This is a genomic window from Bradyrhizobium sp. S69 (assembly GCF_009766005.1).
In the GTDB taxonomy this organism is placed as follows: domain Bacteria; phylum Pseudomonadota; class Alphaproteobacteria; order Rhizobiales; family Xanthobacteraceae; genus Bradyrhizobium.
On the sequence record NZ_LMUK01000041.1, the window covers coordinates 445607 to 456473 of the forward strand.

Sequence of the window (10867 nt, forward strand, 5' to 3'; positions counted from 1 at the left end):
GGCAAAAGGTTCCTCAAAAGGCTGCCTGAGGAAATGGGATACGGCGCCAAGGTCTCAAATCGAAGGTCTCAATTGGCCGCTTCGCCGGCCAGATATTGCTCGAGCCAATGGATGTGATAGTCGCCGTCGATGATGCCGGGCTCACGCACCAGCGCCCGGAACAGCGGCAGCGTGGTCTCGATGCCTTCCACCACCATCTCGTCCAGCGCCCGCCGCAGCCGCATCAGGCATTCGGCGCGGGTCTTGCCGTGCACGATCAGTTTGCCGACCAGCGAGTCGTAATAAGGCGGGATCACATAGCCCTGATAGACGGCAGAATCGATCCGCACGCCGAGCCCTCCGGGCGGATGGTATTGGGTAATTCTCCCGGGCGAGGGACGAAAGGTCTGCGGATTTTCCGCATTGACCCGGCACTCGATGGCGTGGCCGATGATCGCGACTTCATCCTGGGTGGCCGGAAGTTCGCCGCCGGCGGCGATGCGGATTTGCTCCAGCACGAGATCGATGTCGGTGATCATCTCGGTGACGGGATGTTCGACCTGGATCCGGGTATTCATTTCGATGAAATAGAATTCACCTTCCTCGAACAGAAACTCGATGGTGCCGACACCGAGATATTTCATGTCCTGCATCGCCTTGGCGCAGGTCGCGCCAATCTTGGCGCGCGCCGCCGCGGTCAAAACCGGCGAGGGGCCTTCTTCCCAGACCTTCTGATGGCGCCGCTGCAACGAGCAATCGCGCTCGCCGAGATGGATGGCGCCGCCACGGCCATCGCCGAGCACCTGGATTTCGATGTGGCGCGGCTTCTGAAGATATTTCTCCAGATAGACCGAGGCATCGCCGAACGCCGATTTGGCTTCGTTGGAGGCGGTCGAAAGCGCCAGCAGCAGATCGTCGGGCGTCTGCGCCACCTTCATGCCGCGTCCGCCGCCGCCTGAGGCCGCCTTCACCAGCACCGGAAAACCGATGGCCTTGGCGATTCCCATCGCATCGTCATCCGGACCGACGCCGCCGTCGGAGCCGGGAACCACGGGAATGCCGAGCCGCTTCGCGGTCTTCTTGGCTTCGATCTTGTCGCCCATCAGGCGGATGTGCTCGGCCTTGGGCCCGATGAACTGCAAATTGTGTTCGGCCAGGATCTCGGCGAAGCGGGCGTTTTCCGACAGAAAGCCGTAACCCGGGTGGACCGCGTCCGCGCCGGTGATCTCGCAGGCGGCCAGCAGTGCTGGAATGTTGAGATAGCTGTCCTTGGATGGCGGCGGGCCGATGCACACACTCTCGTCGGCGAGCCGCACATGCATCGCGTCGGCATCGGCGGTCGAATGCACCGCGACGGTCGCAACCCCGAGTTCCTTGCACGCACGCAACACGCGCAACGCGATTTCGCCGCGATTGGCTATGAGAATTTTGTCGAACATGGGGTCCTAAATGGCGAGTAGCGAATGGCGAATGGCGAGTGGAAAGCGGTGATCGTTTTCCCTATTCGCCATTCGCCACTCACTATTCGCCCTATTCAATAATCACCAGCGGCTCGCCGAATTCGACCGGCTGGCCGTCTTCGACCAGAATCTGCGTCACGGTGCCGGCGCGCGACGATGGAATCTGGTTCATCGTCTTCATCGCTTCGATGATCAAAAGGGTCTGGCCGACCGACACCTTGCTGCCGACCTCGATAAACGGCTTGGCGCCGGGCTCGGAAGCCCAATAGGCAGTGCCGACCATCGGGGAGGGCACGACGCCGGGGTGTTTGGCGATATCGCCGACGGTGGCGGGCGCCGCGGCGACGGGCGCGACGCCTATGGCTGCAACGCCCGCCGGCAGCGACGCCGCGATGCTGATGTTGCGCGCCACGCGCACGCGCAGGCCTGAGCGCTCGATCTCGATCTCGGTGAGGTTGGTTTCGTCGAGCAGCATCGCCAGTTCGCGAATCAACGCGCTGTCGTCGCCTTTGCCGTCGCTCTTAACGTCGTTCTTGGATTTTGCGTTATTGTCGGGCTGGCGCGCCATGGTCTCGATCCCTGGACTTTCTGTTTTAAGGGCGGGCTCAGGCTTTTGCCTTGACGCCGATCTTGCCGGCGAGGCCAGCGATCGCGAGCCGGTAACCGTCGATGCCGAAGCCGGAAAGCGTTGCGAACGCGGCCTTGGCGGTGAAGGAATGGTGGCGAAAGCTTTCGCGGGCGTGAATATTGCTGATGTGGACTTCGACCGCTGGAATTTTCACCGCGATCAAGGCGTCGTGCAGCGCGATAGAGGTGTGCGAATAGGCGCCGGCATTGATGATGATCCCGGCCGCCTTGCTGGCGTGGGCCTCGTGAATGAAATCGATCAGTTCGCCTTCGTGATTGGATTGCCGGCAATCGGCTTTCATGCCGAATTGCGCCGAGGTTTCGGCGCACAGCTTCTCGACATCGGCGAGCGTGGCATGGCCGTAGGTCTCGGGCTCGCGGGTCCCCAACAGATTGAGGTTCGGACCGTTGAGGACGTAAATCGTCGCGGCAGATGTATTGGCCATCCAGATCCCGGCAAAGTGTAGCTTTAAATTTTGAGCATGATCTTTTCGGAAAACCGGTTCCACCCTCGGGTCAAGCCTGAGGGCATGCTTTTCCGGATCATGCTCTAGTTGGCGCGGTTATAGGTAACAACCGGGCCAAGGGGAAGCCTTTAGGCCGTCCTACACAGGCCTCAAGCAACTCATCCGATTCGTAAAAAGTCCTATGGAACCTACGGAAAAGGCTTGTTAACCAAAATTAAAGGGCGACGGCTTTGGGATAGCGACAGCGGGGTGCAGGGGGCCTCGAGGCTGCCTTTGAGACCGCAAGGGGCGGGCATCGCTGCCCGCCCTGAGAAATCTGCTGTTGCGGCCCGGAGCCGCCAGCGGCCCTGATCAGGCGTCCAGCACCGCGACTATCTCGAAGCTCTGCGGATCGATCACGAGGATCTGGTCCCGGACCAGGACGAATTCATATCCGCGCCAATCCGGATAGATCGTGACGATTTCCGCCGGCAGCGGGTGGAATGACACGTCGCGTGGCACGCGGGTGCCGACCGAAATCGAGAAGTTCACGTTGGTGACGGGTTGAATGTGCTGGCCCCGGATCACGGTTGTGATCTTGGTGCGCTGATCGCCCGACAGCTTCGCGCCGGCGCCGGCCTGTCCGACGGTCTTGCCTTCCGCACCGCCCTTCGAATCGGCGTTCATCTTGCCATTACGGTCTTCGCTGCCTTCTGCCTTCATGCCGTTGCGGTACTGGCCACCTTCGGCCTTCATGTCCTTGCCGCCCATGTCCTTGCCGCCTACGTCCTTGCCAGTTTTGGCATTGTTGTCGTTCTCCGAACTCATGCTCTTCGACTTCTGGCCCGGCATGGTCTTCTCGTCGGCGCGCTGCTTGTTGCCGGCGGCCGGTGATTTCTCATCGGACGGCTTCGCCGCCGGTTCCGTGGCGTCGTGATTCATCTGACCCGCGGAGGTTCCGCGGTCGGAAGACGGCGCGCTCTGTTGCGCGGGAGCGGCGCCGGAAGGGGCTTCACGGCTCATGCCGGTGCCCTGTGCATTCGCAAAACCGGTTCCCGCGATCAACGCGGCCGCGGCGACTGAAATCATCAAGCGATTGATCATTGAATATTCTCCTCATGTGGATGCATTGCCCGCGCCAACAACGGCAGCCGATATGCGATGTTCCGCGCGATTGCCGGTTCCCCGGGCTTTATTGCGTGAATGCGAGATGAACGCGCGCGCTTTAATAAGTTGCTCAAAAATAAAGCCGGCGGTTGGACCGCCGGCTTTGCAACTTACAACGATGTTTGATCGTCGCGGATGTCGTAACTGTCAGAAATTATCGCTTAGCACGTCGCCTTGCCGCAACGGGCGAGGCCGATCTTTTCCTTCAGGCCATCGAGGCCGATCGCGCCGACCACGACTTCCTTGCCGATCACATAGCTCGGCGTACCGTTCATGCCCATCGCTTCGGCGAGCTTGAAGTTTTCGTCGATCGTGGCCTTCACTTCCGGGCTCGCCAGATCCTTCTCGAGCCGCGCCATATCGAGGCCGGCATCCTTGGCCGCGGCCATCGCATGCGCCTTGTCCGCGGGACCGCGACCGCCGAGCAGCTTCTGGTGGAAGTCGAGATATTTCTTGCCGCCCGGATCCTGCATGCGCACGGCTACCGCGACCTGCGCTGCTTCGACCGAGCCCGGGCTCAACACCGGAAATTCCTTCAGCACGACCTTCAACTTCGGATCGGACTTCATCAGGTCCATCATGTCGGCCATCGCGCGTTTGCAATAGCCGCAATTGTAGTCGAAGAATTCGACGAAGGTGACGTCCCCATCCTTGTTGCCGAGCATGACGCCGCGCGGCGAGTTGAAGATCGTCGAAGCGTTCTCGCTCACGCTCGCCTCGTGCTTCTTGGATTCCTCGGCGGCCTGGCGCTTGTTCAATTCCGTCATGGCTTCTTCCAGAACCTCCGGATGCGAAACCAGGTAGGTCTTGATGATCGCCTCGATGTCGGTCTTCTGGCTGTCGGAGAAACTCTGCGCCGATGCGACCGGCGCGGCGCAAAGCGCGAACGCGAACAGGGCGGGAGCGAGCAGGCGGATCGAAGGCATTGGCAAATCCTCTAGGTGAAGGCCGGTTTTGAAACGTCTTATAGTCCGGCGTGATGTATTTTCAGTCACTATTTCGAGCCGGGCGGCGGCTTTGAGGTAACGATGTCGTCGGCCTTGACCCATCCGGGCGTGCCGATCGCGAAACGGGTCTTGGCACGCGATGCGAGATCGCGCGCGGTCTTGTTGTCGCCGCGCAAATAGGCGGCCTGTGCCGAGGCAAGATCGGCCTCCGCGTAGTCGCCCTTGCGCGCGTAAGCCATCGCAAGCTGCTGGTAGCCGAGCGGCGCCTCGGTTTCGCGGCCAACCGCCGCCTTCAGAATCTGGATCGCTTCGACGCTGTTGGCGGGATTATCGGTCGCCACCAGTGCTTGCCCAAGTAACATCTCGATGAGCGCATTGTTACCCGAAAGCTGCACCGCCTTGCGCAGCGGCGCGATGGCATCCGCCGGCTTGCCGCCTTCGAGCAGCGCCTGGCCGCGCAACTCGTAGAAATAGGGGTTGGCGGGCTGCATTTGGAGCAGCGCGTCGATCTGGGTCAGCGCGTTGTGCAAATCGCCGTGGCGATAGGTCGCAATGGCGTGGGCGTAGCGCCCCGGCAGGCTGGTATCGGACAACGGATAGCGGCGGTAGACGGTGTCCTGACGCTCCAGGAAGGCCGATATCTTGGCCCGCACCATGTCATGGCGCGCTTGCAGCGCGGGATCGTCCTTCTTGTCCCAATACGGGCTCGAATGCGCGATTTCGTCCAGCGCCGCGACGCGTTCGACCGGCATCGGGTGCGACTGCATGTAGGGGTCGGCATTGTGGGCGGCGAACAGGCTTTCATCCGAGAAGCGCTTGAAGGTGTCGTACATGCCCTTGGCGGACTGGCCGGTGGCGGTCAAAAACTTCACCCCGGCGCGATCGGCGTTTTCTTCCTGCGAGCGCTGATAGGCCAATAGCGAATTGCGGATCAGTTCCTGAGGTGCCGAGACGGCGGCGGCGCCGACGTTGACCAGGCTGCCATTGGTGCTGTTGCTGCGGGCGCCCGCCACCACGGCGCCGGCGCCGAGCAGCATGGCGACGATCATCGAGGTCTGCGCGTGCGCGATCTGCTCGCGCATCTTGGCCAGATGGCCGCCGGCGAGATGGCCCGTTTCATGGGCCAGCACCCCGATCAACTGGTTCGGAGTCTGCGATTGCATGATTGCGCCGAAGTTCACGAAAATCCGGCGACCATCGGCAACGAAGGCGTTGAAAACCGGATCGTTGATGATCACGACCTGGATGTTCTGCTTTTCCAGGCCCGCGGCGCGCAGGATCGGCCTGGTATATTCGCGCAGCAATTGCTCGGTCTCGGCGTCCCGCAGGAACAGCAGGCCCTTTTCCTCCTCCGCATGGCCAGGCAGCGGGGCGAGGGTCAGGGCGATCGCGGTGGCGACCGCGGTTAGTTTCGGCAGGGTTCTGTCGGCGAGGAGACGGAGCAGCATCGAGCGGTCTTTAACCGTTGGCGGCGGGTCGGATAGGATATATGCCCTACCAAACCGCCGAATGCGGCTTGTCTGGGGCACCCCGGGAGATAGCAGAGATCGATGCCTGATGCGACCTTGAGAGACCGTGCCAGGAGTCTTTTGACGGCCTCCGGACGAAGCAATGTTCCACCGTTCATGGTGATGGACGTGATGGCGGCGGCAGCGCGGATCGAAGCGGCCGGCGGCGACGTCATTCATATGGAAGTCGGACAGCCGGCGGCATCGGCGCCGAAAACCGCGATTTTGGCCGCGCGCGCCGCGATCGACGGCGGCCGGATCGACTATACCTCGGCGCTCGGCATCGCCTCGCTGCGTCAGCGGATCGCACGGCACTATCACGACACCTATCGCTGTGCCGTGGACGCCGATCGGATCGTGGTCACCACCGGCTCGTCGGGCGGTTTCATCCTGGCCTTTCTGGCATTGTTCGAGCCCGGCGACCGGGTCGCGGTTACGGTGCCCGGCTATCCTCCTTATCGCCACATCCTCACCGCGCTCGGCTGCGAGCCGGTGCTGATCGAGACATCGAGCGAAACCCGCCACGCCTTGACCGGCGAGGCCTTGCTCGCGGCCCACCGCGAGAAGCCGTTGCAGGGCGTCCTGGTCGGCAGCCCGGCCAATCCGACCGGCACGATGATGTCCCGCGAGGCGCTTGCGGGCTTGATGAGCGCGGCCGAAAGCGCCGGCATCCGCTTCATTTCCGACGAAATATATCACGGCCTCGACTACGCATTCCCGGCGGTGACGGCGGCGGAGCTTTCGCCGCATGCGCTGGTGATCAATTCGTTCTCGAAATATTTCTGCATGACCGGCTGGCGGGTCGGCTGGATGGTGGTGCCCGAACCGCTGGTCCGGCCGATCGAGCGGTTGCAGCAAAATCTGTCGATCTCGGTTCCGACGCTGTCGCAGATCGCCGCCGAAGCGGCCTTCGAGGGGGCAGCGGAGATGGAAGCGATCAAGCGCGGCTACCAGGAGAACCGCCGCATCCTGATCGAGGGCCTGCCGCACGCCGGCCTCACCGAGTTCCTGCCCGCCGATGGCGCATTCTACCTCTATGCGGATGTCTCGAAATTCACCTCCGACAGCTTTGCGTTTGCCGGCGAGATGCTCGAAAAGGCCCACGTCGCCGCCACCCCCGGCATCGACTTCGATCCGGTGCATGGCCGCGCTTTCATCCGCCTGTCCTATGCGCGTTCGGCCGACGAGATGCGGGAAGCGGTGGCGCGGATTGCCGCCTGGCTCAAATAGCGTGGGGGCTACGTGGAACCTTGGGCGGTGCTTTTACCGGTAATCCGACGGCTGGCCGATCGGCGCGACGAACTGTCCAAAAGCCGTCCAAAGGCCGCCATTGACTCAAGCCTGTTGATCGATTTTGGCTATATCTTACGGAAAAAGGCGCGGGGGCAAACGCGCCGATGAGCAATCTCTGAGGGGGACTGAAACGTCATGTCGGCAACGATCGCAACCGCAGCGCCCGCGCGCGCCGCAAAACCCTGGTACAAGATCCTTTACGTGCAGGTGCTGATCGCGATCCTGCTCGGGGTCGTGGTCGGCTGGCTGGCGCCCACCATCGCGACCAACGACTGGATCAAGGCGCTCGGCGACGGCTTTATCAAGCTGATCCGGATGGTGATCGCGCCGATCATCTTCTGCACCGTGGTTTCGGGCATCTCGCATATCCAGGACGCCCGGAAGGTCGGCCGCGTCGGCATCAAAGCGCTGGTCTATTTCGAGGTCGTCTCCTCGTTCGCGCTGCTGATCGGCCTGGTAATGGGCAATTTGGTCCAGGTCGGCCACGGGCTTGCGGCCAAGCCGGACGCCGCGGCGGTGGCAAGTTACGTCAAGCAGGCGGAAGCGCAGAAGTCGGTCGACTTCGTCCTCAACATCATTCCGGACAGCGTGGTCGGTGCGCTCGCGCGCGGCGATATATTGCAGGTGCTGCTGTTCGCTATCCTGTTCGGCTTTGCGCTGATGGCGCTCGGCGAACGCGGTCATCGCTTGCGCGACATCATCGACGACACTTCGCACGCGGTGTTCGGCGTGATCGCCATCGTGATGAAGGCGGCGCCATTCGGCGCGTTCGGCGCCATGGCCTACACCATCGGCAAGTTCGGCCCGGCGGCGCTCGGCAATCTGGTCGGATTGATCTTGCTGTTCTACGCCACCGCGGCGCTGTTCGTGATCGTCGTGCTCGGCCTGATCGCGCGCTTCGTCGGCTTCAATATTTTCAAGTTCATTTCCTATATCAAGGATGAACTCCTGATCGTGCTCGGCACCAGTTCCTCCGAAAGCGCACTGCCGCAACTGATGGAGAAGCTGGAGCGGCTCGGCTGTTCGAAATCGGTGGTCGGCCTCGTGGTGCCGACCGGCTATTCGTTCAACCTGGACGGCACCAACATCTACATGACGCTGGCGACCCTGTTCATCGCCCAGGCGCTCGGTGTCGATCTGACGTTCTCGCAGCAGATCACCATTCTGGTGGTGGCGATGCTGACGTCGAAGGGGGCCAGCGGCGTTACCGGTGCCGGGTTCATCACGCTGGCGGCGACGCTCACGGTGGTCAATCCGGCGCTGGTGCCGGGCATGGCGATCGTGTTCTCGGTCGACAAGTTCATGAGCGAAGTCCGTGCGCTCACCAACATCACCGGCAACGGTATCGCCACGGTGTTCGTGTCGTGGTGGGAAGGCGAACTCGACCACGAGAAGCTGCATGCCAATCTGAACCAGGTCATCGATCCGTCGGATCTGGAGACGGCCGTCACGACCGGATAAGTGTCAACGGGCCACGGCGAACGGTCGCAGGCGTGATTGTGAAAAGCGAGCGGGGCCGGCTCTAGTGGCCGGCCCGTTGCCATTTCAACAGCCTGTTCTCGGCGATGCCCATCGCCGTCGATGTCGCGTAACCCGTGATACCCAGGAGGATTACCCCGGCGAATAGGTCTGCCGACCGGAATGACCGCGCCGAGAGCAGCACCCAATGACCTAGGCCATCGAGGCCAGCGAGGATCTCGCAGACGACGGAGAGGATGAGCGCCACCGTAAGGCTGAGGCGCATGCCCGCGATGATGTCAGGGCTCGCCGACGGCAATGCGATCTTGAAGATCACCGCGAGCCTGGACATCTGCAGCGACCGCGTTACTTCATAGAGCCGCGGTTCAACCGCGGCGAAGCCGTGGATGGTCGCGAGTATGATCGGCCAGATCGCGCCGAACCCGATCACGAACAGTGCCATGCCCTGAGTGAGCCCAAGCATCGCGATCGCGACGGGGATGATGGCGGAGGCGGGCAGTGGCCGAAGGAATTCGAGCGATGGCGCGACATAGGTCTGCATCAGGCGCGACGACCCGATCATCGCACCAATAGCGACGCCGACGATCGACGCGGCGAGCCAGCCATAGGCCATGTGCTCCAGCGTGCCGATCAGTTTGCTCCAGAGGTCGCCGCTGGAGAAGCCGCGTATCAGCGCGGCCCAGGCGCGATCCGGCCCGGGCAGAAATACCGGCGAGACGAGCTTTAGATTGGCGATCAACTGCCAAAGCGCGATGAAACCGGCGGCGACCGCAAAGCTCGCTAGGCGCCACAGGATGATGGCGCGGTTCACGCGCTTGCTCCGCTCAGAGCGGCGCGCCCGAACAGGCGGCGCTGGGTGAGGATCAACAGGACGTTCAGCCCATAGCCGATCAGGCCGATCCAGACGAGGTAAGCCAGCATCAGGTCCGGACGAAGCGCCTGCTGCGCCAGCATGATGCCGGCGCCCAAGCCGATGGGGTTGATCGCGATCTCGACCGTCACCGCGACGATCAGCGCGATACCGGCGGAGAGGCGAAAAGCCACGAAGATCCGCGGCAACGCCGCGGGAATGATGATTTTCCAGACCCGTTGCGCATGCGGCAGCCTGAGCGCGCGCGATACCTCCATCAGCCGCGGTTCGATGCCGCGAACGGCCGCACTGCTCAGGATCAGCATCGGCCAGATGCAGGCGAATGCCACGATCACGATTTCCATGCGGTAGCCGAAGCCGAGCGCGATCAGCGCGATCGGCAACAGCGCAATCGAGGGGATCGGCCGGATCGCCTCGACCGTCACCTCCATCAAACGATTGAGCGCATCGGAGGTGCCAAAGGCGATGCCAAGCGCAAGCCCGATGGCGCCGCCGATGGCAAGGCCTGCAAAAGCCGAGAACAGCGTGTCGCGCGTCGCGATCGGGATCGAGTAGTCGGCAAGCGCGCCGATCATGGCCATCATGATCGCGCTCGGTGGCGCCAGGCTGTCGCTTTGCAGGTGCGCCGCGCGCGCCCAGGCCTCGAACGCCACAAGTGCGGTGAGCGGCAGCAGCAACGGCTTGGCGTGGTCGATGGTCACGCCTCGGTCTCCTTGATGAAGTCGAACAATTCGCGGCGCAGCCGCAGGAATTCAGGATGTTCGCGGGTGGCGAGCTGGTCGCGCGGGCGCGGCAAATTGACGGAAAGCTCGATACCGATCCGTCCCGGGTGCGGCAACAGGCCGATGATGCGATCCCCGAGATAGATCGCCTCCTCGAGATCATGCGTCACGAAAATCACGGTGGCGTTGCTGGCCGCCGTCAGCGACAGCACTTCGTCCTGCAATCCCTGCCGTGTCATTGCATCCAGCGCGCCGAACGGCTCATCCATCAAGAGCGCCTTCGGCTCTTGCGCGAGACAGCGCGCGATCTGCAGGCGCTGCTGCATGCCGCCGGACATCTCGGTCGGATATTTGCCGGCGTGGCCGGG

Annotated in this window: 11 protein-coding genes; 2 read left to right on the forward strand and 9 right to left on the reverse strand. The window is 62.6% G+C overall.

Annotation, left to right across the window (positions count from 1 at the left end; genetic code table 11):
* Positions 1-68: 68 nt before the first annotated feature.
* The 6 genes from accC to GSQ88_RS19630 all read right to left on the reverse strand — a co-directional run bounded on the left by accC (position 69) and on the right by GSQ88_RS19630 (position 6074).
* Positions 69-1418 carry an acetyl-CoA carboxylase biotin carboxylase subunit gene (gene accC / locus GSQ88_RS19605; protein ID WP_159009357.1) on the reverse strand — a complete coding sequence of 450 codons (1350 nt, stop codon included), beginning with the start codon at positions 1416-1418 and terminating at the stop codon, positions 69-71.
* Positions 1419-1509: 91 nt separating this feature from the next.
* Positions 1510-2007, reverse strand: coding sequence for an acetyl-CoA carboxylase biotin carboxyl carrier protein (gene accB, locus GSQ88_RS19610; protein ID WP_159009358.1), 498 nt, complete (start codon positions 2005-2007; stop codon positions 1510-1512).
* 37 nt (positions 2008-2044) lie between these two features.
* Positions 2045-2512 carry a type II 3-dehydroquinate dehydratase gene (gene aroQ / locus GSQ88_RS19615; protein WP_159009359.1) on the reverse strand — a complete coding sequence of 156 codons (468 nt, stop codon included), beginning with the start codon at positions 2510-2512 and terminating at the stop codon, positions 2045-2047.
* 372 nt (positions 2513-2884) lie between these two features.
* On the reverse strand, positions 2885-3616 hold the full coding sequence (locus tag GSQ88_RS19620; RefSeq protein WP_159009360.1) for a DUF1236 domain-containing protein: 732 nt from the start codon (positions 3614-3616) through the stop codon (positions 2885-2887).
* A 224-nt stretch (positions 3617-3840) separates the two neighbouring features.
* A complete protein-coding gene (locus GSQ88_RS19625; protein ID WP_159009361.1) occupies positions 3841-4605 on the reverse strand; it encodes a DsbA family protein in 765 nt (254 codons plus the stop codon).
* Between the two features lie 68 nt (positions 4606-4673).
* Positions 4674-6074, reverse strand: coding sequence for a M48 family metalloprotease (locus tag GSQ88_RS19630; RefSeq protein ID WP_159009362.1), 1401 nt, complete (start codon positions 6072-6074; stop codon positions 4674-4676).
* A 102-nt stretch (positions 6075-6176) separates the two neighbouring features.
* Between GSQ88_RS19630 and GSQ88_RS19635 the strand changes: the two genes are divergently transcribed.
* Positions 6177-7364, forward strand: a complete 1188-nt coding sequence (locus GSQ88_RS19635) for a pyridoxal phosphate-dependent aminotransferase (RefSeq protein WP_159009363.1) — start codon at positions 6177-6179, stop codon at positions 7362-7364.
* Between the two features lie 198 nt (positions 7365-7562).
* Complete coding sequence (gene dctA / locus GSQ88_RS19640) at positions 7563-8888, forward strand: C4-dicarboxylate transporter DctA (RefSeq protein WP_159009364.1); 1326 nt, start codon at positions 7563-7565, stop codon at positions 8886-8888.
* 61 nt (positions 8889-8949) lie between these two features.
* On the opposite strand, the gene GSQ88_RS19645 is transcribed toward dctA, so the two are convergent.
* The 3 genes from GSQ88_RS19645 to GSQ88_RS19655 form a co-directional block, all read right to left on the reverse strand.
* Entirely contained in the window at positions 8950-9717 is a 768-nt protein-coding gene (locus tag GSQ88_RS19645) for an ABC transporter permease (protein WP_159009365.1), read from the reverse strand.
* Positions 9714-10478 (reverse strand): ABC transporter permease, encoded by a 765-nt coding sequence (locus GSQ88_RS19650; protein WP_159009366.1) that lies wholly within the window; start codon positions 10476-10478, stop codon positions 9714-9716. Before GSQ88_RS19650 ends, GSQ88_RS19645 begins: the two co-directional genes overlap by 4 nt.
* A partial coding sequence (locus GSQ88_RS19655) for an ATP-binding cassette domain-containing protein (protein WP_159009367.1) occupies positions 10475-10867 on the reverse strand: 393 nt, incomplete at its 5' end. The genes GSQ88_RS19655 and GSQ88_RS19650, both read right to left, overlap by 4 nt.

Coding starts and splice junctions, on each gene's coding strand:
- accB (WP_159009358.1), bottom strand. CDS start 2,007: ATGGCGCGCCAGCCCGACAATAACGCAAAATCCAAGAACGACGTTAAG.
- dctA (WP_159009364.1), top strand. CDS start 7,563: ATGTCGGCAACGATCGCAACCGCAGCGCCCGCGCGCGCCGCAAAACCC.
- GSQ88_RS19630 (WP_159009362.1), bottom strand. CDS start 6,074: ATGCTGCTCCGTCTCCTCGCCGACAGAACCCTGCCGAAACTAACCGCG.
- aroQ (WP_159009359.1), bottom strand. CDS start 2,512: ATGGCCAATACATCTGCCGCGACGATTTACGTCCTCAACGGTCCGAAC.
- GSQ88_RS19625 (WP_159009361.1), bottom strand. CDS start 4,605: ATGCCTTCGATCCGCCTGCTCGCTCCCGCCCTGTTCGCGTTCGCGCTT.
- GSQ88_RS19635 (WP_159009363.1), top strand. CDS start 6,177: ATGCCTGATGCGACCTTGAGAGACCGTGCCAGGAGTCTTTTGACGGCC.
- accC (WP_159009357.1), bottom strand. CDS start 1,418: ATGTTCGACAAAATTCTCATAGCCAATCGCGGCGAAATCGCGTTGCGC.
- GSQ88_RS19620 (WP_159009360.1), bottom strand. CDS start 3,616: ATGATCAATCGCTTGATGATTTCAGTCGCCGCGGCCGCGTTGATCGCG.